The 22,835-nt window shown below is 71.9% G+C and carries 23 protein-coding genes; 10 read left to right on the top strand and 13 right to left on the bottom strand.

Going from position 1 to position 22,835, the window contains the following annotated elements; all coding sequences use genetic code 11:
* Nucleotides 1–3: 3 nt before the first annotated feature.
* On the bottom strand, nt 4–297 hold the full coding sequence (locus ACZ5NH_RS09200) for a hypothetical protein (protein ID WP_468773778.1): 294 nt from the start codon (nt 295–297) through the stop codon (nt 4–6).
* Between the two features lie 128 nt (nt 298–425).
* Between ACZ5NH_RS09200 and ACZ5NH_RS09195 the strand changes: the two genes are divergently transcribed.
* Nucleotides 426–1,004 (top strand): hypothetical protein, encoded by a 579-nt coding sequence (locus ACZ5NH_RS09195; protein WP_388621834.1) that lies wholly within the window; start codon nt 426–428, stop codon nt 1,002–1,004.
* On the opposite strand, the gene ACZ5NH_RS09190 is transcribed toward ACZ5NH_RS09195, so the two are convergent.
* The 5 genes from ACZ5NH_RS09190 to ACZ5NH_RS09170 all read right to left on the bottom strand — a co-directional run bounded on the left by ACZ5NH_RS09190 (nt 1,001) and on the right by ACZ5NH_RS09170 (nt 6,469).
* The gene (locus ACZ5NH_RS09190; RefSeq protein WP_468773775.1) at nt 1,001–2,011 is read right to left on the bottom strand and encodes an LLM class F420-dependent oxidoreductase; all 1,011 of its coding nucleotides are present in this window, start codon (nt 2,009–2,011) and stop codon (nt 1,001–1,003) included. The genes ACZ5NH_RS09195 and ACZ5NH_RS09190 overlap by 4 nt on opposite strands.
* Before the next feature lie 105 nt (nt 2,012–2,116).
* Nucleotides 2,117–2,875 (bottom strand): hypothetical protein, encoded by a 759-nt coding sequence (locus tag ACZ5NH_RS09185; protein WP_468773773.1) that lies wholly within the window; start codon nt 2,873–2,875, stop codon nt 2,117–2,119.
* A gap of 116 nt (nt 2,876–2,991) precedes the next feature.
* Complete coding sequence (locus tag ACZ5NH_RS09180) at nt 2,992–3,942, bottom strand: N-acetylmuramoyl-L-alanine amidase (protein WP_468773771.1); 951 nt, start codon at nt 3,940–3,942, stop codon at nt 2,992–2,994.
* A gap of 22 nt (nt 3,943–3,964) precedes the next feature.
* Nucleotides 3,965–4,615 (bottom strand): class I SAM-dependent methyltransferase, encoded by a 651-nt coding sequence (locus tag ACZ5NH_RS09175; protein WP_388621826.1) that lies wholly within the window; start codon nt 4,613–4,615, stop codon nt 3,965–3,967.
* Nucleotides 4,616–4,723: 108 nt separating this feature from the next.
* Entirely contained in the window at nt 4,724–6,469 is a 1,746-nt protein-coding gene (locus ACZ5NH_RS09170) for an MFS transporter (protein WP_468773769.1), read from the bottom strand.
* Nucleotides 6,470–6,678: 209 nt separating this feature from the next.
* On the opposite strand from ACZ5NH_RS09170, the gene ACZ5NH_RS09165 reads away from it, so the two are divergent.
* Nucleotides 6,679–8,109: an MFS transporter gene (locus ACZ5NH_RS09165; RefSeq protein ID WP_468773767.1), complete on the top strand. Its 1,431-nt coding sequence runs from the start codon at nt 6,679–6,681 to the stop codon at nt 8,107–8,109.
* A gap of 112 nt (nt 8,110–8,221) precedes the next feature.
* On the opposite strand, the gene ACZ5NH_RS09160 is transcribed toward ACZ5NH_RS09165, so the two are convergent.
* Nucleotides 8,222–8,863, bottom strand: a complete 642-nt coding sequence (locus tag ACZ5NH_RS09160; RefSeq protein ID WP_388621820.1) for a response regulator — start codon at nt 8,861–8,863, stop codon at nt 8,222–8,224.
* Nucleotides 8,864–8,926: 63 nt separating this feature from the next.
* Between ACZ5NH_RS09160 and ACZ5NH_RS09155 the strand changes: the two genes are divergently transcribed.
* Both ACZ5NH_RS09155 and ACZ5NH_RS09150 read left to right on the top strand, forming a co-directional pair.
* Complete coding sequence (locus tag ACZ5NH_RS09155) at nt 8,927–9,700, top strand: class I SAM-dependent methyltransferase (protein ID WP_468773764.1); 774 nt, start codon at nt 8,927–8,929, stop codon at nt 9,698–9,700.
* Between the two features lie 169 nt (nt 9,701–9,869).
* Nucleotides 9,870–11,429, top strand: coding sequence for an alpha-L-arabinofuranosidase B (locus tag ACZ5NH_RS09150; protein WP_468773762.1), 1,560 nt, complete (start codon nt 9,870–9,872; stop codon nt 11,427–11,429).
* Here the strand turns inward: ACZ5NH_RS09150 and ACZ5NH_RS09145 are convergent.
* Genes ACZ5NH_RS09145 through ACZ5NH_RS09135 form a run of 3 tightly spaced genes read right to left on the bottom strand, consistent with a single transcriptional unit; the run spans nt 11,407 to nt 14,354 of the window.
* Entirely contained in the window at nt 11,407–12,681 is a 1,275-nt protein-coding gene (locus ACZ5NH_RS09145; protein WP_388621814.1) for a sensor histidine kinase, read from the bottom strand. The genes ACZ5NH_RS09150 and ACZ5NH_RS09145 overlap by 23 nt on opposite strands.
* Nucleotides 12,682–12,699: 18 nt before the next feature.
* On the bottom strand, nt 12,700–13,416 hold the full coding sequence (locus ACZ5NH_RS09140; RefSeq protein WP_468773760.1) for an ABC transporter permease: 717 nt from the start codon (nt 13,414–13,416) through the stop codon (nt 12,700–12,702).
* On the bottom strand, nt 13,416–14,354 hold the full coding sequence (locus tag ACZ5NH_RS09135; protein WP_468773758.1) for an ABC transporter ATP-binding protein: 939 nt from the start codon (nt 14,352–14,354) through the stop codon (nt 13,416–13,418). Before ACZ5NH_RS09135 ends, ACZ5NH_RS09140 begins: the two co-directional genes overlap by 1 nt.
* Before the next feature lie 255 nt (nt 14,355–14,609).
* Here ACZ5NH_RS09135 and ACZ5NH_RS09130 point away from each other — a divergent pair, with 255 nt between their 5' ends.
* From ACZ5NH_RS09130 to ACZ5NH_RS09120, 3 genes are read left to right on the top strand one after another with little or no spacing between them, the layout of a single operon-like run.
* A complete protein-coding gene (locus ACZ5NH_RS09130) occupies nt 14,610–15,485 on the top strand; it encodes a MaoC/PaaZ C-terminal domain-containing protein (protein ID WP_388621808.1) in 876 nt (291 codons plus the stop codon).
* A 25-nt stretch (nt 15,486–15,510) separates the two neighbouring features.
* On the top strand, nt 15,511–16,587 hold the full coding sequence (locus ACZ5NH_RS09125) for a Zn-dependent alcohol dehydrogenase (RefSeq protein WP_388621806.1): 1,077 nt from the start codon (nt 15,511–15,513) through the stop codon (nt 16,585–16,587).
* 14 nt (nt 16,588–16,601) lie between these two features.
* Nucleotides 16,602–17,555, top strand: a complete 954-nt coding sequence (locus ACZ5NH_RS09120; protein ID WP_468773756.1) for a 3-oxoacyl-ACP reductase — start codon at nt 16,602–16,604, stop codon at nt 17,553–17,555.
* A 75-nt stretch (nt 17,556–17,630) separates the two neighbouring features.
* Here the strand turns inward: ACZ5NH_RS09120 and ACZ5NH_RS09115 are convergent, their stop codons facing one another.
* Both ACZ5NH_RS09115 and ACZ5NH_RS09110 read right to left on the bottom strand, forming a co-directional pair.
* Entirely contained in the window at nt 17,631–17,789 is a 159-nt protein-coding gene (locus ACZ5NH_RS09115) for a hypothetical protein (protein WP_388621802.1), read from the bottom strand.
* Between the two features lie 96 nt (nt 17,790–17,885).
* On the bottom strand, nt 17,886–19,202 hold the full coding sequence (locus tag ACZ5NH_RS09110; protein WP_468773753.1) for a hypothetical protein: 1,317 nt from the start codon (nt 19,200–19,202) through the stop codon (nt 17,886–17,888).
* Between the two features lie 187 nt (nt 19,203–19,389).
* Between ACZ5NH_RS09110 and ACZ5NH_RS09105 the strand changes: the two genes are divergently transcribed.
* From ACZ5NH_RS09105 to ACZ5NH_RS09095, 3 genes are read left to right on the top strand one after another with little or no spacing between them, the layout of a single operon-like run.
* Nucleotides 19,390–20,229 carry a Nif3-like dinuclear metal center hexameric protein gene (locus tag ACZ5NH_RS09105; protein WP_451553943.1) on the top strand — a complete coding sequence of 280 codons (840 nt, stop codon included), beginning with the start codon at nt 19,390–19,392 and terminating at the stop codon, nt 20,227–20,229.
* A gap of 13 nt (nt 20,230–20,242) precedes the next feature.
* Nucleotides 20,243–20,986, top strand: coding sequence for a zinc ribbon domain-containing protein (locus tag ACZ5NH_RS09100; protein ID WP_450981088.1), 744 nt, complete (start codon nt 20,243–20,245; stop codon nt 20,984–20,986).
* A gap of 22 nt (nt 20,987–21,008) precedes the next feature.
* Complete coding sequence (locus ACZ5NH_RS09095; RefSeq protein WP_468773751.1) at nt 21,009–22,184, top strand: bifunctional RNase H/acid phosphatase; 1,176 nt, start codon at nt 21,009–21,011, stop codon at nt 22,182–22,184.
* Here ACZ5NH_RS09095 and eda read toward each other — a convergent pair.
* Entirely contained in the window at nt 22,156–22,827 is a 672-nt protein-coding gene (gene eda / locus ACZ5NH_RS09090) for a bifunctional 4-hydroxy-2-oxoglutarate aldolase/2-dehydro-3-deoxy-phosphogluconate aldolase (protein WP_388621787.1), read from the bottom strand. The genes ACZ5NH_RS09095 and eda overlap by 29 nt on opposite strands.
* Nucleotides 22,828–22,835 lie beyond the last annotated feature (8 nt).

Below are 22,835 nucleotides of genomic sequence, written 5' to 3'. Positions count from 1 at the left end.
GGCTCAGCGCCGGTGTATCCGGTTGGCGATGGCGTGGCCCACGAACAGGTACACCACCGCCGCCAGGCCGTAGCCGGCGACGACGCGGGCCCAGGCCTCGTTGAAGGTGAAGAGGTCGTGGGACCAGCCCGCCAGCCAGGCGGCGGCCTGGTGGACGACCTGGACCAGGCTGTTGGCGCGGTTGGCGTCCAGCAGATACATCAGGATCCACAGGCCGAGGATCAGCGCCATGATGTCGGCGACGACCGCGATGACCGTCCCGGCCTGATTCGCACTATTGCGATATCGAGCGAACATACCTTCCGGATTGCCGGGCGGCGGCCGGTGAAACCCGTTCGGCGGCGGCCGAGTGGCGTATCCGGCCGTCCCGGGTGACGCTGCCGGAGGAAGCAGACCGCTCGGGGAGGACACGCCGGGAGGACCCCGTGCCCGTACCCATACGCCGCCTAGCCGTGGCGCTCACCCTGTGCTGTGCCCTGCTGGCCGGTTCCACCGCCTGTGGCAGCGGCGAGAAGACCAGTACGAAGGACGCCGCGGCGCTCCAGGCCGCCCCCGCCGCCACCCCCAGCCCGACCACCTCGGCCGAACGGCAGAAGTTCGCCAAGACCCGGTTCGTGGCGAACGCCGGTCTCGCCGCAGGCGCCACCTACCAGTGGATCGTGAAGCCCTGGAAGGCGGGCAAGTTCAAGAAGGGCGCCCACGGCCGCAAGATGACCCTGGTGAAGGCCGGTCTGGCCGGCGCGTTCACCTACAACCGGCTCAAGGCGGCCGTCCGCAACGCCCAGGGCGACCCCGCGCTGTCCAAGGCGCTCGCCCCGCTGGGCGCCGCCATCGAGGGCCTGAAGAACCTGCCGGCCAAGCTCCGCAGCGGCGACGGGAACGCGGCCAACTCCTTCAACGACGTCATCGACAAGGTCAAGGACGCGGGCAGCAGCGCCGGCGCCCCGGTCAAGAACCAGGTGCCGTCGGCGTCCCAGCTCTCGCAGGGCAGCAAGAGCGGCTAGGAGTTCAGCTCCGCCAGCACTCTGAGGGTGTGCGGGTCCGGTGACAGGGCCAGCAGGTCCGTCACCGGGCCGGCGCGCCACAACTGAAGCCGCTCGGCGATGCGTTCCCGCGGCCCTACCAGCGAGATCTCGTCGGCGAAGGCGTCCGGCACGGCCAGAACGGCCTCCTCCCGCCGCCCCGCCAGGAACAGTTCCTGGATCCGCCGGGCCTCCTTCTCGTACCCCATGCGCGCCATGAGGTCGGCGTGGAAGTTGCGGGAGGCGTGGCCCATCCCGCCGATGTAGAAACCGAGCATGGCCTTCACGGGCAGCAGCCCCTCGGCCACGTCGTCGCACACCTTCACCCGGGCCATCGGAGCCACCACGAACCCCTCCGGCAGCTCGTGCACCACGTCCCCGTACACCTCCGGCCGGCTCGGCGCCCAGTACAGCGGCAGCCAGCCGTCGGCGATGCGGACGGTCTGGGCCACGTTCTTCGGGCCCTCGGCGCCGAGCAGCAGGGGCAGGTCCGGACGCAGCGGATGGGTGACGGACTTCAGCGGCCTGCCGAGCCCGGTGCCGTCCGGCCCCCGGTACGGCAGCGGATGGAACCGCCCGCCGGAGGCCACCGGCGCCTCCCGCCGCAGCACCTGCCGTACGACGTCCACGTACTCCCGGGTCGCGGTCAGCGGCGACGCCGGGAACGGGCGGCCGTACCAGCCCTCCACCACCTGCGGCCCGGACAGCCCGAGCCCCAGCATCATCCGCCCGCCCGAGAGATGGTCCAGGGTGAGCGCCTGCATCGCGGTGGTGGTCGGCGAGCGGGCGGCCATCTGGGCAACGGCCGTACCCAGCCGGATCCTTGATGTCCGTGCGGCGATCCAGGTCAGCGGGGTGAAGGCGTCCGAGCCCCAGGACTCCGCCGTCCACACCGAGTGATACCCGAGCCGCTCCGCCTCCCTCGCGAGCGGCACATGACGCGCATCCGGGCCGCGTCCCCAGTAGCCGAGTGCGAGACCGAGCCGCATGCGCCTGCCTCCTGACGCTCCGTCAGTTCACTGCCGGGAGGCGACTGTACGACAACGGCCCCCCGCCCGGAAGGGCGAGGGGCCGTGTGCGAGGGCGCGCGGGGCTCAGCCGCGCTGGATGCCGGAGGTGTCCTGCAGCACGCCCCGGCGGCCGTCCTGGGTCTGCGCGACCAGCGCGGCACCGCGCTGCTCGACGGCCAGATACCAGGTGCCCGGCGCCAGTTCGGCGATCGGGGTGGGCGAACCGTCCTCCGCGAACAGCGGACGGGTCACCGGCACCGCGAACCAGAACGGCGAGAAGTCCGCGACGGGCGGCTGCGCGACCGCCGGACCGCCCTGCGGCTGCTGCCCGAACGGCTGACCCGGCTGCGGCTGGGCACCGTACGGCTGGCCCGGCTGCGGCTGCGCACCCGGGTACCCGTAACCACCGGGCGGCTGGGCGCCGTAGGGCTGCGGGGCGACCGGCTTGGCGGGCGGGAGCAGCGCGCCCTGGAGGGCCGGGACCAGGGGGGTCGCGACGGCGGCGGCGGCGAGAACGAGGGCCGCGACGAACCCGAGGATGAGGCCGGAGCCGGCGTCGACGTGGTCAGGGACGTCCACCAGCGTCCAGAAGAGGGTCCACGCGGACAGAATCGTGAAACCCGTGCCCACCATGGCGAGGTCCAGGCCCAACACCTTGCGCTGCTGCGGCAGACAGCGGTTGAGGACGATCAGCGCGGCACCGATGACGGCCCCCATGTACGTGCCGAGGCCCGTCCCGAGGCTGTCCCACACGCTCTGGCTGTCGGTGAAGCCGGAGACCGAGTAGGAGTAGAGCTTGAGGAACGACGCGATGAACAGCAACACCGCTGCTCCGATCACCACGCCGTCGCCTCTAGTGAGGGAGCGGATGTTCACTTCAGGTCCTTAGTGAGTCGTCTCGTCGTCGGTAGACACTACCGTCCGCAAGATCCGGCTGTCCGGCCGGTTCCGCCCGCCGGTCACGAAGCGCGCAGGAAACTCACGATTCCCTCAGAGATCCCTTGCGCCGCCTTCTGCCGCCAGGCGCCGCTGGTCAGCAGTGCCGCGTCCTTGCTATCGCGCATGTTGCCGCACTCGATGAACACCTTCGGAACCGTTGACAGATTGAGACCGCCCAGGTCCGTGCGCGTGACGAGACCGGTGCCGTTGCCGAGGTAGTTGGACGGCGGCTCATCGGTGTCGCGCAGGAAGTTTCCGGCGATGCGGGTACCGAGGTCGTGCGAGGGTCCGACGATGCGGCGGGTGTCGGCGGCACCGGCGTGCACCGAGCCCGGCAGGATCACATGGAAGCCGCGGTTGCCCTCGGCCGAGCCGTCGGCGTGGATGGAGACGGCCGCGTCGGCGTGCGCGTCGTTGCCGATCCGGGCCCGCTGGTCCACACACGGCCCCCAGGCCGGGCTGTCACCGTCATGGGTCAGCTTCACCGTGGCGCCCTGCTTCTCCAGCAGCGCGCGCAGCCGGTGCGCGACGTCCAGGGTGAACCGGGCCTCGGTGTAACCGTCGTTGGTGGACGTCCCGGTGGTGTCGCACTCCTTGAGGTTCGTGCCGATGTCCACCTTGCGGTTGATCTCGGCCGCGTGCTGGAAGTTGCCCGGGTTGTGCCCGGGGTCGATGACGACGACCTTGCCCGCGAGCGGACCGGACGCGGCACCTCCCGAGGGCCGCTTGCCGTCGTCCGTCGCGGAAGGGGAGGCGGAGTGCGCGGACGCGGAGGGCGCGGCGGACGTGCCGGACGCCGGAGCGGCGGAGGCCGTACGCACACCGCCGTCCCCGGCACCGGCGCCCACCGCCTCGTACACCACCCAGCCGAGCAGCGCACCGGGCACCAGCGCGGCGAGCGCCACGGTCAGCGGGCCCCGCCGGGGCCGGCGCGGCTGGGGGGGATCGAACTCCGGGCCTAGGTACGACACGTCTGCGACTCTAACCGGGGTCTCAGATCCCCGCTCCCGTTCGCCGCAGGACACGCAGCGAGCCGGTCACCGAGATCTCCGTGAACGCGCCGGACTCAAGTGCCCGCAGGTACACGCGGTACGGAGCCTGTCCGGTGAACTCGTCCTCGGGCTCCGGGAAGACGTCGTGGATGACCAGCAGTCCCCCTTCGGCCACATGGGGGGCCCAGCCCTCGTAGTCGGCGCCCGCGTGCTCGTCGGTGTGGCCGCCGTCGACGAAGACGAGGCCGAGCGGGGAGTTCCAGATGGCCGCGATCTGCGGGGAGCGGCCCACGAGGGCGACCACGTGCTCCTCCAGGCCTGCCTTGAACAGCGTCCGCCGGAAGGCCGGCAGGGTGTCCATCAGCCCGACCTCGGGGTCGACGGTCTCGGGGTCGTGGTAGTCCCACCCGGGCTGCTGCTCCTCACTGCCCCGGTGATGGTCCACGGTCAACGCCGTGACCCCGGCCGCACGGGCCGCGTCGGCGAGCAGCACGGTCGACCGCCCGCAGTAGGTCCCGACCTCCAGCAACGGCAGCCCCAGCCGCCCCGCCTCCACGGCAGCCCCGTACAGCGCCAGCCCCTCGTCCACGGGCATGAACCCCTTGGCAGCCTCGAAAGCGGCCAGGATCTCGGGCTTGGGGGTGGTCGGCATCGCGGGCCTCTCGGTCGTACGGCTGTGACAGCGCCCCAAAGGGGTGCGGGGAACTGCGCGACCAGCCACGACGAAGCCGCAGCCGGCGGCCGGCAGTCCCCCCGAGTTCTACGCGTTCACAATCTCCTCAGGCAAGGAAAGATCCAGATCGACAGCCCGCTCCTCCCCGGAATGCGTGGCAGCAGAGGCAAGCGGCCCATGGCCGGAGGCCTTCGCGGCCAACACGTACGCCCCCTGCGCCGGCACGGCCAGCACATAGCTGCCGTCCTCGTCGGAGACGGTCGCCCCGGCCTGCCGTCCCCGTCGGTCGATCAGCGTGACCTTGGCCCGGGCGACCGGAGCGCCGTCGGCAGCAAGGACCCGGCCACGGAAGCCCCGCAGCACCTCCTCGGCCCGCTCCAGCACGGCGTCCTCCTCGCTGCTGGCCCGCAGCTGAGTGTGCTGCTGAGCCGGCCGGGAGGCCTTCGGCAGGAACAGCGCCATCAGCAGCCCCACCGCGACCGCGGCGGTGGCGATCAGGAAGGACACCCGGAACCCGTGCATGGTCGGGATCGCGATACCGCCCACGTTCTTCGCGGTGTTGGCGAGGACCATGCCGATGACGGCACTCGACACCGACGTACCGATGGACCGCATCAGGGTGTTGAGGCCGTTGGCCGCGCCGGTCTCCGAGGCCGGGACCGCGCCGACGATCAGCGCGGGCAGCGAGGAGTAGGCGAGACCGATGCCGGCGCCGAGGACGACGGAGGTGACGATGGTCTGCCAGGCCGCGTCCATCAGGCCGAGGCCGCCGCCGTAGCCGAGCGCGATGATCAGCAGGCCGATGATGAGGGTGGTCTTCGGGCCGTACTTGGCGGACAGCCGGGCGTACACCGGAGCCGTGAACATCATCGTCAGGCCCAGCGGGGCCACGCACAGGCCCGCGACGACCATGGACTGGCCGAGGCCGTAGCCGGTGGCCCTGGGCAGCTGGAGCAGCTGGGGCAGCACGAGGGAGACGACGTAGAACGCCACACCGACCATGATCGACGCGAGGTTGGTGAAGAGGACGGCCGGGCGCGCGGTGGTGCGCAGGTCGACCAGGGGCGCCTTGATCCGCAGCTCGAACAGGCCCCACAGGACGAGGACCACGACCGACGCGGCGAACAGACCGAGCGTCGTGCCCGACGACCAGCCCCAGTCGCTGCCCTTGGTGACGGGCAGCAGGAGCAGCACCAGGCCGGTCGACAGGCCGAGCGCGCCCAGCAGGTCGAAGGAGCCCTCCGCCCGCATCGGGGACTCGGGTACGACCAGGAGGGTCAGGACGATGGACAGCACGCCGAGGCCGGCGGCGCCGTAGAACAGGACGTGCCAGTCGGTGTGCTGGGCGACCAGGGCCGCGGCGGGCAGTGCGAGGCCGCCGCCGACGCCGATCGAGGAGCTCATCAGGGCCATGGCCGAGCCGAGCCGCTCGCGAGGCAGCATGTCCCGCATCAGGCCGATGCCGAGCGGGATCGCGCCCATGGCGAAGCCCTGGAGGGTACGGCCGACGATCATGGTGAGCAGCTGGCTGGTGAGCGCGCTGACCAGGGCGCCGACCACCATGACGGCGAGGCTGAGGATCAGCATCCGCCGCTTGCCGTAGAGGTCGCCGAGCCGGCCCATGATCGGGGTGGCCACGGCGCCGGACAGGAGGGTCGAGGTGAGGACCCAGGTGGCGTTGCTGGGCGCGGTGTGCAGCAGCTGTGGCAGGTCCTTGATGACCGGCACCAGCAGGGTCTGCATCACCGCGACGACGATGCCCGCGAAGGCGAGCACCGGGACCACGGCGCCGCTCGCCCTCCGGGCCGGCTGGTCGGTCGTCGTGTGGGTCATGGAATCGAGGCCTCCCCGTAGCGATAAGTGCTGGGTAAACCTCGTATGCACAGGCAACTATTCCGTTGCTTTGGGCCTCTAATGAATCCTTGACCAGGTCATGGGTTTCTGATCGCGCGTCAGGGCGATGCTGCGAGCGGTGTAGGCCCCAGGACCTAGGCACCCGTGGTCCGAAATGCTGATGCAAGGACCGTAACCGGGTTGAGAGCATGACACCCATGCTGGAAGCCGCCGACACCACGCCTGTCATATCCCGCCGTACGACCGCGCTGACCTGGCTGGTCGTGGCGCTCGCCTGCGCCGGGCAGTTCCTGGTCGTGCTCGACGTGTCGGTGGTGAACGTCGCCCTGCCGTCCATGCGGTCCGGTCTCGGCCTGACCCCGTCCGGCCTGCAGTGGGTGGTGAACGCGTACGCCATCGCCTTCGCCGGGTTCATGCTGCTCGGCGGCCGGGCCGGCGACCTGTACGGGCGCAAGCGGATGTTCCTCGTCGGCCTCGGCCTGTTCACGCTGGCCTCGCTGGGCGGCGGCCTCGCCCAGGAGGGCTGGCAGCTGCTGCTGGCGCGGGCCGTGCAGGGGCTGGGCGCGGCGGTACTGGCCCCCTCGACGCTGACCCTGCTGACATCCGCGGTGCCGGAGGGGGCGGCGCGGGCGCGCGCGATCGCCACCTGGACCGCGGTGGGCGCCGGTGGCGGCGCCGCGGGCGGACTGGTCGGCGGGGTGCTCGTGGACGTGCTCTCCTGGCGCTGGGTGCTGCTGATCAACGTGCCGGTGGGCGCGCTGGTGCTGGCCGGCTCGGTGCGGTGGCTCACCGAGAGCCGGGCCGGCGACGGACGCCGCCTGGACCTGCCGGGCGCGCTGCTGGTGACGGCGGGCCTCGCGACCCTCGCCTACGGCATCTCGCAGACGGAGGCCGAGGGCTGGACGGCCGCCGCCACGCTGCTGCCGCTGCTCGCCGGGTTGGCGCTCATCGCCCTGTTCCTGCTGGTCGAGGCGCGTACGGCGGCCCCGCTGATGCCGCTCGGCCTGCTCCGGCTGCGCTCGGTCGCCTCGGCGAACGCGGCGATGTTCCTCTGCGGCTCGGCCATGTTCTGCATGTGGTACTTCATGACCCTCTACGCCCAGAACGTCCTCGGCTACACGCCGCTGGAGGCCGGAGTCGCCCTGGTGCCCAGCTCGCTGTCCGTGGTCGTGGGCTCCAAGCTGGCGCCGCGCCTGATGCGGCTCGCGGGCCCGCGGACCGTGGCGGCGCTGGGCACGCTGGTGGCCGCGGCCGGCTTCGGCTGGCAGTCGACGATGAGCGCGCACGAGGCGTACCTCACCGCGATCATGATCCCGGGCATCCTGATGATGCTCGGTGCGGGCCTCGCGGCGACGCCGCTCGCCTCCCTGGCCACGTCCGGGGCGGCACCGGGCGAGGCCGGTGTGGTGTCGGGGCTGGTCAACACCTCGCGCACGATGGGCGGTTCGCTCGGGCTCGCCGTGATGTCGACCGTCGCCGCGGCCGGCACGGGCAGCGGGCACGGCCCCGAGGCGCTGACCGCCGGCTATGCGCTGGCGTTCCGGGCCAGTACGGCGGTGCTGCTGGGCGGGGCGGTGCTGATGCTGCTGTGGCTGCCGCGGAGAACTTCTTCGACGTGAGGCAACGGTCCGGGCCGCCCAGCCGCCGGCCGCGGCTGATGCGTACGGCATTTCTCCTCACGGGGAGCAGCACGCCGCCGAGGACCCGGTCCGGTCGACGGCCGGGTCCTGCTCACAGCCAGCCCTGCTGCCGGGCCTCCCGTACCGCCTCCGCCCGGTTGCGGGTGCCGGTCTTGCCGATCGCCGAGGACAGGTAGTTGCGGACGGTGGACTCGGACAGATGCAGCTTGCCGGCGATGTCGGCGACGGTCGCCCCGTCCACCGACGCCTTCAGCACATCGCACTCCCGGGCCGTCAGCGGACTGGGCCCGGCGCTGAGCGCGGCGGCGGCCAGCGCCGGATCGACGACGGTCTCCCCGGTGAGCACGCGCCGGATCGCCGCGGCCAGTTCCTCCACGGGCCCGTCCTTGACGAGGAACCCGGCCGCCCCGGCCTCCATGGCCCGGCGCAGATAGCCGGGCCGGCCGAAGGTGGTGAGGATCAGCACCCGGCAGTCGGGCGCCTGCTCCCGCAGCTCGGCCGCCGCGTCCAGTCCGCTGATGCCCGGCAGTTCGATGTCCAGCAGGGCCACGTCCGGCCGGTGGGTGAGCACGGCGTCCACGATGCCGTCGCCCGAGCCCAGCTGGGACACCACCTCGATGTCCTCCTCCATGCCGAGCAGCAGAGCGAGCGCACCCCGCATCATGCCCTGGTCCTCGGCGAGCAGCACCCGAATGGACTTGGTGGTCCGGTGCTCCCGGGGCATCTCGTTCATGGGCTCAGGTTACGGCCGGAAACTCCGGCCCAGCGCAGCTCCCGGCGGGCTAACCTCGCCCGCATGCCCGAGTTCTCGACCGCGCGCTTCTACGACGAGCTGGCCGACGACTACCACCTGATCTACCCGGACTGGGAGACGAGCCTCCGCAGGCAGGGTGCCGCGCTGGACTCCCTGGTCGGCCGGGAGGGTGCGGCCGTGCTGGACTGTTCCTGCGGCATCGGGACGCAGGCCATCGGGCTGGCCCTGGAGGGTCACCGGGTGGTCGGGACCGACCTCAGCGTGCGGGCCGCCGCCCGTGCGCGCCGGGAGGCAGCCCGGCGCGGAGCGACTCTGCCCACCGCCGGTGCCGACATGCGCCAACTGCCTTTCCGCGGAGGCCGGTTCGACGCCGTGGTCTGTGCCGACAACTCGCTGCCCCATCTCCTGACGGAACCGGACGTGCGCGCCGCGCTGGGGGAGATGCGCCGGGTGCTGCGGCCCGGCGGGCGGCTGCTCGTCAGTACCCGGCCCTATGACGAGCTGCTGCGCGAGCGGCCGGTTTCGACGCCCCCGCAGGTGCACGAGTCCGCCGACGGCACCGAGCGGACCGTCAGCTTCCAGCTCTGGCAGTGGCACGCGGACGGCGAGCACTACGACCTGGAGCACTTCCAGCTGCGTCCGGGCGAGGGGCAGTGGGGGGTCCGGGTGCGCCGGGCCACCTACTGGGCGCTCGGGCGGGCGCGGCTCGCCGGGTTCGCCGCCGGTTCGGGATTCACGGACATCGCCTGGCTGATGCCCGAAGAGACGGGTTTCTTCCAGCCGTTGCTCGTGGCGCGGGCAGCCGCCCTCGATTAAAGACTTGGCATTGTCCGGTGCGGCGGGGGTTGACGGTCTCCGGCGGTACTCAAACAATCGCCCCTGCATTTCCAGGAATCCGCGCAATTTCCACCGTCGAATAGGTTCGGTATTTCGATCGAACAGCGTCCGAGATATCGAACGAGAGAATCCGAGGTGCACCGTGCCCGTGAGATCCCCCCACGTCCCCCCGCGGCTGAGCAGCGCCGCCCTGTCCGTGCTCGCCGTCTGCGCGACCCTCGCCGCGCTGCTCCTCGGCGTCGGCGCGCCCCAGGCCGCCGCCGCGAGCTCCCTGCCCTGTGACGTCTACGCCGCCGCCGGAACCCCCTGCGTCGCCGCGCACAGCATGGTCCGGGCGCTGTACTCGTCGTACAACGGCTCGCTCTACCAGGTGCAGCGGGCCTCGGACGGCGCCACCAAGGACATCGGGCTGCTGGCCGCCGGCGGATACGCGAACGCGGCCGCCCAGGACTCCTTCTGTTCCGGCACGACCTGCATCATCACCAAGATCTACGACCAGTCCTCCCGGCACAACGACCTCACCGTCGAGGGTGCGGGCGGCGCCGGGAAGGCCGATGTCGGGGCGCCCGCCGACGCGCTGCCGGTGACCGTCGGCGGCCACCAGGTCTACGGCCTGGAGATCTCCGCCGGCATGGGCTACCGGAACGACGCCACCTCCGGCGTCGCCACCAACGGCGCCGCCGAGGGGATGTACATGGTGACCTCCGGCACCCATGTCAACGGCGCCTGCTGCTTCGACTACGGCAACGCCGAGACCAACAACAAGGACACCGGCAACGGCCACATGGACGCCATCAACTTCGGCACCGAGTGCTGGTTCTCCCCCTGCTACGGGCAGGGCCCCTGGGTGCAGGCCGACCTGGAGAACGGGCTGTTCCAGTCCGACGCCGGATACAGCAAGAACTCCGCCAACACCGGCACCGGACCCCTGCCGTTCGTGACCGCGCTGCTCAAGAACAACGGCCAGAACCATTTCGCGCTCAAATGGGGGAATGCACAATCCGGTGGGCTCACGACCACCTATTCCGGTGGTGAGCCGACCAGGAGCGGATACTCACCCATGCACCAGGAGGGCGCGATCGTCCTCGGTACCGGCGGCGACAACAGCAACGGCTCCATCGGCTCGTTCTTCGAGGGCGTCATGACCTCCGGCATCCCGACCGACGCCGCCGACAACGCCGTCCAGGCCGACATCGTCTCCGTCGGCTACGGCGGCGCGACCGGCAGCACCGGCACCCTGAGCGCCGGCTCGGAGATCTCGCTGCGCGCCACCACCTCCTGCTGCACCGCCGACTACGTCCGCCACCAGAACAACGCCGGCGTCCTGTCCGCCATCACCTCCAGCAGCTCCAGCCTGGACAAGAACGACGCCACCTGGATCGTGCGCAAGGGACTCGCGAGCAGCTCCTGCGTCTCCTTCGAGTCACGCAACTACCCCGGCGACTACCTGCGCCACTACAACTACAAGCTCTACCGGCAGCCCATGGACGGCACCGCCCAGTTCCGGGCCGACGCCACCTTCTGTCCGCAGACCGGCAAGAGCGGCACCGGCACCTCGTTCGCCTCGTACAACTACCCGACGCGATACCTGCGCCATTACGACTACAACCTCTACATAGCGAGCGACGGCGGGTCCAACGCCTTCGACAGCAGTACGTCCTGGACCGACGACGTCAGCTGGGCGGTCAGCGCGCCCTGGGCGCCGTAGCCACCGCCTCCGCGAACTCCGCCGACTCCACCGGGAGTTCGGCGGTCACCGTGAAACCGCCGCGCGGCGACGGGCCGGCCGTGAGCGAGCCGCCCGCCGCCGCGAGGCGCTCGGTGAGCCCCTTCAGTCCGGTGCCGCCGATGCCCTGCTGGGGCCGGCTGACGGCCTTGCCGCTGCCGTTGTCGGTGACGGTGAGCCGGACCTGCTCGGCGCCGCTGTCGACGGTGATCTCACAGCGGCCCGCGTCGCTGTGCCGCACCACGTTCGTCACCGCCTCGCGCACCACCCAGCTCAGCAGCGCCTCCGTCTGCGGTTCCAGCGGCACCCCCGACTGCCGTACCACCGGCTCCACACTCGCCGCCGACAGTGCCGAGCGGGCCCGGGTCAGCTCGGTGGCGAGGCTTCCCTCCCGGTAGCCGGTCACCGCCTCGCGGATCTCGGTGAGCGCCTGCCGGCCCACCGACTCGATGTCCGTGATCTGGCCCAGCGCCGCGTCCATGTCGCGCGGGGCGAGCCGCCGGGCCGCCTCCGACTTCACCACGATCACCGACAGCGTGTGCCCCAGCAGATCGTGCAGATCCCGCGAGAAGCGCAGCCGCTCCTTCTCCACCGCGCGCCGGGCCAGCTCCTCGCGGGCGGCGCGCAGTTCCCGCACCGCCTCGGACAGGCCGAGGATGGCGGCGGTCACCATGCTGGACAGGAAGGTGGCGTAGCCGATGTTCGTCGCGTCCCCCCAGCCGCCGCGGACGGCGGAGACGCAGGCCGCGTACACCGTCAGCAGCAGACCCGTGCGGCCCAGCCACGGCCCGCGCAGGGCGGCACCCACGGCGAGGCCGAGGAGCGGGAAGAACATCAGCCAGTTGCCGCCGTAGCCGAGGGCGAGGCCCGTGGTCACCAGGACCATGAGGAGCAGCGCCACCCGGGTGGAGGCGGCGGCCCGCTTCTCGCGGTCGAAGGAGCGGAAGGTGACGTAGATGTAGAGGCTGTTGAAAGTCACCAGCCCCAGGCCGCCGATCCACGGGTTCGAGGTCCTGCCCTGGAGGAGATTGGAGAAGGACCCCATCCCCATCAGCAGCCAGGGCAGCAGGGCGAAGCCAGTGGGCGGCGGGCCCGGATGGTCGACGTCCGGCGCCTTGCCCGCCTGCCGGGCCGCCAGTTGCGCGGCCTTGAAGCGCTCGTGCTCGGCCTTCCACTGGCGCCGCTCGGCCCGAAAGGCCTGTAGCTGGCACCGAACTCCCCATGCCCACGTCATGTCTGATGTTTCCCCCGGTCAAATGGTCCCCGCCCGACGGCGGTACGACAGCACAGCGTACGAACCGAACAGAAAGAGCCAAGCGGTCAGCATGATGATCGCACCGGTGTCCGGTGCGTGCCCCTCGGATACGGCGGTGCCCAGCTGAGCGAACCGATGGGTCGGGGTGTACGCCGACACGGCCCGCAGCCAGCCGGGAAAGAGGCTGATCGGGAACCACAGGCCGCCGAGCACCGCGAGCCCCAGATTGCACACCATGTTCACCACCCCGGTGCTCGGCCCGGTCAGCCGGTAGCCGTTGCCGAGGCCGAGCAGGGTGAACGGGATCGAACCGAGCCACAGCAGCAGCGCGATCGCCACCCACTGGCCGGCCGCCAGCCGTACGCCGTTGAACAGTCCGCCCGCCGCCAGCACTGCGACGATCGAGGGCAGCACGGTCACCACGCCGGTCAGGGCCCGACCGGTCACCACCTCGCGTGGGGTCATGGGGGTCACGCGGAGCTGTCGCAGCCAGCCGGTCGCGCGGTCCTCGGCGACGGCACCTCCGGTGTTCAGCGCGGAGCCCACGGCGCCGTAGGCGGCCATGCCGACCATGGCTGCGGTCTTCCAACTCCCATCGTTTTCACCGAGGTTGGTGAACAGGAGATACATCATCACGGGCATGGCGATGCCGCCGATGACGAAGCCTGTGTCGCGCAGGGTGCGGCGGGTTTCGAGTCGTATGTAGGCGAGCATCAGACTGTCTCCGGGGCGTGAGAGGAGCGGGGTCCGCCCAGGGTGTTTGCCCCGGCCGTGATGGCCAGGAAAGCGTCGTCCAGTGATGCCGGAGACACCTCCAGGTTCCTGATCGCGCCCAGCTCCGCCAGCGCGATCACCGTCGCGTCCGAGTCGTCCGTGCGCAGGCGTGCCCTCTCGCCGTGCACCTCCACCGAGCGGACCCCGGGCAGCAGGCCGAGGGGCTCCGGGTCCCGCCCCGCCAGGTCCACGCGGACCAGGTTGCCGCCCGCCGTGCGCCGCAGCTCCTCGCCCGTGCCGTCGGCGATGATCCGGCCCCGGTCGATGACCACGATCCGGTCGGCGTACGCGCCCGCCTCCTGGAGGTAGTGCGTGGAGAAGAGCACGGTGTGGCCGCGCCGGGCGTACGTGCGCATCGACTCCCAGAACGCGTGCCGGGCCTCCACGTCCAAGGCCGCCGTCGGCTCGTCCAGGACCAGCAGCGCCGGGTTCCCGGCCAGCGCGAGAGCGAACCGCACCCGCTGGACCTGCCCGCCGGACAGCCGGTCCACCCGGCGCCCGGCCAGGTCCGCGATCCCGGCCAGCTCCAGGGCCCGCGCCACCGGCATCGGCGCGGGATAGCAGGAGGCCAGGAAGGTGACCAGCTCGCCCACGGTGACCCGGGGCACCGGCCGGGCGTCCTGGAGCATCGCGCCCACCCGCCCCGCGCGCACCGACCGCTCGGGCGCCGCGCCGAACAGTTCCACGGCGCCCGCGTCGGGCTCGTGCAGCCCGAGCAGCAGTCCGATCGTGGTCGACTTGCCTGCACCGTTGCGGCCCAGCAGGGCCACGGTCTCCCCGCGCCCGATCCGCAGGTCCACCTCATCCACGGCGCGCACCGCGCCGTACGTCTTGACCGCCCCCGTGAAGGACACGGCGGTGTTCTCCGTCTGTGTCATGCCTACGACGCTAGGGAATCGCGGCCCCGCCCCGGCAGAGGCGCATGTACGGACTCGGGCAGTACAAATGTCACTGTCCCACCGAGCCAGCCCCGAAGCTGACACATCGTCAGGAGCCTTCACAACTGTGGAGCGCTGGGCTATACAGAGGGCGCCGGACTGGAACGCGTTCTAGGTCGGCCCGTAGCGACCTCGGTGCGGCCGACGGTGCGGACGTCCGCGCCGGGGTCTTGAACCGCCAGTGTCAGGAGCCGTATGCCCATCGACGCAAGCCGAGCCCTCGCGGCCGAACCCCGGACCGGCGAGATCTCCTGGACCACCAAGGACGTCCAGCTCTACCACCTCGGCATCGGCGCGGGAGCCGACCCCGACAAGAACGCCCCCGCCACCGACCCCGACGAGCTGCGCTACACCCTGGAGTCCCGGCTGCACGTCCTGCCGAGCTTCGCCACCGTCGCTGGCTCCGGCGCACCCGGCGTGATCAGCGGGCTGTCCATGCCCGGCGTGGAGGTCGAGCTTTCCAAGGTCCTGCACGGCGGACAGACGCTGGAGATCCACCGCCCCATCCCGGCCGAGGGCAGGGCGAGTGCGACCAACCGGCTCGCCGCCGTCTACGACAAGGGCAAGGCCGCCGTCCTGGTCCTGCGCACCGAGGTCGCCGACGCCGACGGGCCGCTGTGGACGAATGACGCCCAGATCTTCGTACGGGGCGAGGGCGGGTGGGGTGGCGACCGGGGTCCGTCCACGCGGCTCGAACCCCCCGTCGGCCAGCCGGACCGGACCGTCGAGCGCCCGATCCGCGAGGACCAGGCCCTCCTCTACCGCCTGTCCGGCGACTGGAACCCGCTGCACGCCGACCCCGAGTTCGCCAAGCTCGCCGGCTTCGACAAGCCGATCCTGCACGGGCTGTGCACCTACGGCATCACGCTCAAGGCGGTCGTGGACACGCTGCTCGGCGGGGATGTGAGCCGGGTGAGGTCGTACACCACCCGGTTCGCGGGCGTCGTGTACCCGGGGGAGACCCTGCGCATCCGCATGTGGCGGCAGGAGGGGAGCGTGCGGGTGGCCGTGAGCGCTGTCGAGCGGGATGACGCGCCGGTCCTCGCGGACACCGTCGTAGAGCACTCCTGAAACCAGTATCGAGGGGAGCCGCACCATGCGCGCAGCCGTACTGCACGAGATCGGCCAGGAAAAGCTGGAGGTCCTCGACGACGTCGAGGCGGTGGGCTTCGGCCCCGGCAAGGTCAGGGTCCGGGTGCGGGCGACCGGGCTGTGCCACTCGGACCTGTCCGCGATGAACGGGGTGCTGCCGCAGCCCGCGCCGTTCGTGCCGGGGCATGAGGGCGCGGGCGAGATCCTCGAAGTGGGTGACGGGGTACGGCACTTGAAGGCAGGCGACCGGGTCGTCATCTGCTGGCTGCCCGCCTGCGGTGCGTGTCCGGCCTGCGGGCGCGGGCAGACCGAGCTGTGCCTGGCCGGGTTCATGAACGCGGGCACCCCCAACTTCAGGCGCTCCGGCGGTGACGTCTTCGGCTTCGCCGGTACCGGCACCTTCGCCGAGGAGGTCGTGGTCGACGCCGGGTGTGCGGTGCCGATCCCGGACGACGTGCCCTTCGACATCGCGGCGCTGATCGGCTGCGGGGTCACCACCGGTCTCGGCGCCGCCCTCAACACCGCCGATGTGGAGGCCGGTTCGTCGGTCGCCGTCATCGGGTGCGGAGGCGTCGGCATCTCCGCGGTGCAGGGGGCGCGGCTGAAGGGCGCCGCCGAGATCGTCGCCGTGGACCCGGTCGCCTCCCGGCGCGAGTCCGCGCTCAGGTTCGGCGCCACCAAGGCGGTTGCGCCGGAGGAGCTGGCCGACGCCAAACAGCAGGTCACCGGCGGTGAGGGCTTCGACTACGTCTTCGAGGTCGTCGGCAGGTCGGCCACCGCCCGCACCGCCTACGAGAACACCCGGCGCGGCGGCACCCTCGTCGTGGTCGGCGCCGGTGCCATGGACGACTTCCTGCGGCTCAACATGTTCGAGCTGTTCTTCGACGAGAAGCGCATCCTGCCGTCCATGTACGGCGGCGGCGACGTGCTGCGCTCCTACGAGCGCACGATCGCCCTGTGGCGGGCCGGCCGCGTCGACCTGGCGGGCCTGATCACCCACCGGGTCCAACTGGCCGGGATCAACGAGGCGCTGGATCAGATGCGCACCGGGACGGCCCTGCGTACCTGCATCGAGATCTGAGGACGGGGGCGGGTATGGCACTGCCATCCGAGGGGCCGTTGCAGGGGCTGTCCGCCGTCGTCACCGGCGCCGGACGCGGGCTCGGCCGGGCCGAGGCCCTGGAACTCGCCCGGCTCGGCGCGGCCGTCGTCGTGAACGACTACGGGCGGCCCGGACGGGACGGCTCGGGGGAGGCCTCGGCGGGACCGGCCGAACAGGTCGCCGCCGAGATACGCGCCCAAGGCGGCCGGGCGGTCGCCCACACCGGGGACGTCGCGGACTTCCAACAGGCAGAGGGACTCGTACGGTTGGCGATCGGCGAGTTCGGCAAGCTGGACATCCTCGTCAACAACGCGGGCATCCTGCGCGACCGCATGGTCTTCTCCATGACCGAGGACGAGTGGGACTCGGTGATCCGTGTCCACCTCAAGGGGCACTTCAACACCACCCACTTCGCCGCCCGGCACTGGCGGGAGCGGTCCAAGGCGGCCGGGGGAGAGCACGTGTACGGGCGGATCGTGAACACCTCCTCGGAGGCGTTCCTCGCCGGCTCCGCCGGGCAGCCCAACTACGCGGCCGCGAAAGGCGGGATCGTCGGCCTGACCACCTCCACCGCCCTCGCCCTCGCCAAGTACGGCGTCACGGCCAACGCGATCTGCCCGCGCGCCCGGACCCGCATGACCGAGGACGTCTTCGCCGGGTTCGAGCGGCCCGCCGAGGGCCTGGACCCGCTGGCCCCCGAGCATGTCGCCCCGCTCGTCGGCTACCTGGCCTCGCCGGCCGCCGCCGGGATCAACGGCCAGCTGCTCGTCGTGCACGGCGGCATGGTCGCGATCGTCGAACGGCCGCGGGTGCAGGCGAAGTTCGACAGCAAGCAGGAGACGTTCAGCTACGACGAGCTCGACGCGCTCCTCACCCCGCACTACGCGGACCGGGCGCCGGGGGAGACCTTCGCGGCGGCGGAGGTGCTGGGACTCGGACGGGGCTGAGGGGGCCGCCGAGCAGACTTCCGGACGAGAAAAGAGGGGGCGCCCGTCGGACGCCCCCTCTTCTCGTTGCCACCGTCAGGCAGCCGCCTCCGCGGTCTGCTGGGACGGCTTGCGGTGCCGACCGTGCGGAGCCGACTCGCTCTCCTGGGCCGCGACCGGGCCCCGGTGCCGGCCGTGGCCGGCAGCCTCCAGAGAGTCGGCAGACAGCTGGTCCGTCGTGCTGGTGTCGCTCATCGGAAGTATTCACCCCGTCAACATGATCTTTCGTACAGCCGGGCGAGTCTAACCGGCGCTCCACGGGCCGAATCCAGGCGCACACGCCAACCGGCACTAGTTCGTTACAAGACGTCCCAGAGGCGCTTCCTGCAACGGCACCGGACGGGCCACCACGGGCTCCGGAATCCCCGGTTCCACACCCTCCCGAATCTCCGGTCCCGCAGGCTCCGAAGTGCCCTGCCCCGCAGGCTCCGAAGCCTGCGGGTCCGCGGGTCCCGGAGGGTCCGGTTCCGGCGGCTGAGGCGGCGCCCAGGGCGCCCCCGCAGCCGTGCCGTCCCGGACCGGACCCTCCGGGCCCGCCTCCCCCCGCGCCGCGGCAGTACCGCTCCCCGCGGCCGTCTCCCCCCTGGGCACCGTCAGCTCCGCCACGCCGCAGGGAGTCTCCTCCGTGGCGTACGGCAGCCGCAGCACCCCGTCCCGTGTCCAGAGCCCGGCCCCGGTCAGCCACCCCTCGGGCGCCGGGAGATGGGTCAGCCGCCGCCCCGTCGGCTGCCAGATGCCGACCCAGCTGTTGCCGAACGGCCCGTCGACGCGCAGCGCCACCGCGCAGTTCTCCGGCATCAGCGCCTGCCCGGGCTGGATCGCGAACGGCGTCACCGTGCAGTCCGGCACCCTGAGGCTCTCCGGGAAGCGCACCGGCAGCGTGCTGCCGAGCACGCCCCAGCCCCATCGTTCCTGCCCCGGCGAGGGCGCGTCCGAGGAGAGGAGCAGCAGCCCGCTGTCGGGGTCGGCGAGCAGCAGCCGGTCGTCGCTCCCGGCCGCGATCTGCAGCAGCGGCGAGACCTCGGCGCGCTCCAGGTCCACCACGACCGTCTTGACCGGTCCGCCGCCGAGATCCCGGTCCAGCGCCAGCATCCGCCCGGCGCGGTCCAGCCACACCCCGCCCGAGCAGCGCCCCGGCACCTCGGCGACCCCCTCGGGCCCGAACGGCCCGCCCGCCACCAGCCACACCACACTCGACCGCGGCCCGACCGCGAGGGCGTATGCCCGCACGCCCCCAGGGGCGGGCGGCAGCAGCGTGAGCCGGGTGCCGGGCTCGGGGCACTCCACCGCGCCCAGCGGCAGCTCACCGGTGCCGGGGCCGGTCGGGTACAGCAGCGAGAAGGCGTGCCGGCGCTCGACCAGCCGGTGGATCAGCACCCGGCCGTCGGACAGGGGCTGCACCTCGGTGCCGGGCTCCTCCGGCTGGTTGCCGGGCAGCGGCACCGCGTACGGCTCCGGGCCGTCCAGCGTCCAGCGCTCCGGGAACCAGCAGTCGCCGGCCGGCGCGAGCCGGGCCGCGTACGCGCCGTCCGCCGTCACGGCGAACGCCGTCCCCGGTACCCCGTCGGCCCCGCCCGTGGCCGCGGGTTCGATCGCACAGGCCGTCATCGTTCGGTCACCTCCGGTCACGAAGCTAGTTTTCGCCCGCACAGACGTGGGACGGCCAGGTCCGGCTTCACACATACGGGTGGTGCAGAAGCGATTCACCTGAGGAAAGCGGGGCCTTTGTGCTGAGCCGGGCCAGACCGGACGGATGCGGTACGGCCGCCCGGACCAGCCAGGTAGCCTTACCTTCGTGCCCCGTCTGTCTGAAGTCATCGCCGCACTGGAGAACCTGTGGCCCGCCGAGCGGGCCGAGTCCTGGGACGCGGTCGGCACGGTCGTGGGCGACCCCGGCCAGGAGGTCACCCGGGTCCTGTTCGCCGTCGACCCCGTGCAGGAGATCGTCGACGAGGCGGTGAAGCTCGGCGCCGACCTGCTGGTCACCCACCACCCGCTCTATCTGCGGGGGACGACCACGGTCGCGGCGACCCACTTCAAGGGCCGTGTCGTGCACACACTGATCAAGAACGACATCGCGCTGCACGTCGCCCACACCAATGCCGACACGGCGGATCCGGGTGTCTCGGACGCCCTCGCGGGCGCGCTGGACCTTCGTGTCGTACGACCCCTGGTGCCGGACCCCACCGACCCCGAGGGCCGCCGCGGTCTCGGCCGCGTGTGCGAGCTGGACCACCCGCTGACCCTCCGCGAACTGGCCGCGCGCGCCGCCGAACGGCTGCCCGCCACCGCCCAGGGCATCCGGGTGGCCGGCGAGCCCGAGGCCGTCGTCCGCACGGTCGCCGTCAGCGGCGGCTCCGGCGACAGCCTCTTCGAGGAGGTGCGCGCCGCCGGGGTGGACGCCTTCCTCACCGCCGACCTGCGTCACCACCCGGCCTCCGAGGCCGTCGCCCACAGCCCCCTCGCGCTGCTCGACGCGGCGCACTGGGCCACCGAATGGCCCTGGTGCGAGCTGGCCGCGAGCCAGCTCGACGAGATCTCCGACCGCCACGGCTGGGACCTTCGCGTCCACGTCTCCAAGACGGTCACCGACCCCTGGACCGCCCACGCGGCGTCCACCACCACGTCTAACTAACAGGAGCCCCCAACTGAACGCCGCGCCCGCCGACCAGATCCGACTCCTCGACGTCCAGGATCTCGACGTCCGCCTGCAGCAGCTCGCGCACAAGCGGAGGTCGCTGCCCGAGCACGCCGAGATCGACTCGCTGAACAAGGACCTCATCCAGCTGCGCGACCTGCTCGTCGCCGCGCAGACCGAGGAGAGCGACACCGCCCGCGAGCAGACCAAGGCCGAGCAGGACGTGGACCAGGTGCGCCAGCGCGCCGCCCGCGACCAGCAGCGCCTGGACTCCGGCGCGGTCACCTCGCCCAAGGACCTGTCCAACCTCCAGCACGAGATCGCCTCCCTCGCCAAGCGCCAGGGCGACCTGGAGGACGTGGTCCTGGAGGTCATGGAGCGCCGCGAGGCCGCGCAGGAGCGGGTGACCGAGCTGACCGAGCGGGTCGCGTCGGTGCAGTCGAAGATCGACGACGCGAGCGGCCGCCGGGACGCCGCGTTCGAGGAGATCGACGGCGAGATGGCTACGGTGACGAAGGAGCGCGAGGTCATCGCGGGCAGCATCCCCGCGGACCTGCTCAAGCTCTACGACAAGCTGCGCGAGCAGCAGGGCGGCATCGGCGCCGCCAAGCTGTACGCCCGCACCTGCCAGGGCTGCCGCCAGGAGCTGGCGATCACCGAGCTGAACGAGATCCGCTCGGCGGCCCCGGACACCGTGGTGCGCTGCGAGAACTGCCGCCGCATCCTGGTGCGTACGGCCGAGTCGGGTCTGTAAGAGTCGGTAAGGGGCTTCAGGGGTGCGGGAGTTCATCGTCGAGGCGGACGGCGGGTCACGGGGCAACCCCGGGCCCGCCGGTTACGGCACGGTGGTCCGTGAGGCGACCACGGGCGAGCCGCTGGCGGAGGTGGCCGAGTACATCGGGGTCGCCACCAATAACGTCGCCGAGTACCGGGGCCTCGTGGCCGGTCTGCGCGCCGTCCACGCCCTCGACCCGGCCGCGATGGTGCACGTCCGCATGGACTCCAAGCTCGTCATCGAGCAGATGTCGGGCCGCTGGAAGATCAAGCACCCCGACATGAAGCCTTTGGCGACGGAGGCGAAGTCGATCTTCCCCCCGGAGCAGGTCACGTACGAGTGGATCCCCCGCGAGCAGAACAAACACGCGGACCGCTTGGCGAACGAGGCGATGGACGCGGGGTCGAGGGGCGAACAGTGGTCGCCCTCGGAGTCGACGGCAGCGCTGGAGACCACGTCGGGCGCCGCCGCACCTGCCAGCGAGCAGCGCCCGACCACCCCCGACGAGCAGCACGTCTCGACACCGGGTTGGGGCAGCGCCCCCGACCTCGGCGCACCGGCGACTTTCGTGCTGCTCCGGCACGGCGAAACCCCCCTCACCCCCCAGAAGCGCTTCTCCGGCAGCGGCGGCACCAATCCCTCCCTCTCCGCCGCCGGCCGCGAACAGGCCCACCGCACGGCCGCGGCACTCGCCCGGCGCGGCACCATCCAGGCCGTCATCGCCTCCCCCCTCACCCGCACCCGCGAGACCGCGGCCGTCGTCGCCGCCCGCCTCGGCCTGGAGGTGACGATCGAAGACGGCCTGCGCGAAACGGACTTCGGCGCCTGGGAAGGCCTCACCTTCGGCGAGGTCCGCGACCGCTACCCCGACGACCTGAACGCCTGGCTCGCCGACCCGGAGGCCCACCCCACCGGCGGCGGTGAGAGCTTCGCCGAGACGGCCACCCGGATCGCCGCCACCCGCGACAAGCTGGTCGCCGCCCACGCCGGCCGCACGGTCCTGCTGGTCAGCCATGTGACCCCGATCAAGACCTTCGTCCGCCTCGCCCTCGGCGCCCCGCCCGAGTCCGTGTTCCGGATGGAACTGTCGGCGGCCTCCCTGTCGGCGGTGGCGTACTACGCGGACGGCAACGCGAGCGTACGGCTCTTCAACGACACGTCCCACCTGCGTCCCTGAGTCCGGCGAGCCCCGCCGCGCCCCGCGCCAGCTCCTCGATCCGCGCCCAGTCCCCGGCGGCCACCGCGTCCGCCGGGACCATCCAACTGCCGCCCACACAGCCGACGTTGGGAAGGCAGAGATACTCGGGCGCGTTCGCCGGACCGATCCCACCCGTGGGACAGAAACGCGCTTGCGGCAACGGCCCGGCCAGTGACCGCAGATACGCCGCACCGCCCGCCGCCTGAGCCGGGAAGAACTTCATCTCCCGCACCCCGCGCTCCAGCAGCGCCACGACCTCCGAGGTGGTCGACACCCCGGGCAGGAACGGCACCCCGGACCCGCGCATCGCCGCCAGGAGCACGTCCGTCCACCCGGGGCTGACCAGAAACCGCGCCCCCGCCGCCGTACCCGCGCTCACCTGCTCCGGCGTGATCACCGTGCCCGCGCCGACCACCGCCGAAGGCACCTCGGCGGCGATCGCGCGGATCGCGTCCAGCGCCGCCGGTGTCCGCAGCGTCACCTCGATCGCCGGCAGCCCGCCCGCCACCAGAGCCCGCGCCAGCGGTACGGCGTCGGCGGCGTCGGAGACGACCACCACGGGCACGACGGGGGCGAGATCCAGCACGGAGGCAGCCGAAGAGGAGGGCAGCGGTGAGGTCATGGCCTCAT

This window comes from Streptomyces sp. NPDC031426, assembly GCF_055581585.1.
Note: the sequence above shows the minus strand (reverse complement) of the source record. Positions and strands in the feature narration are given on the sequence as shown.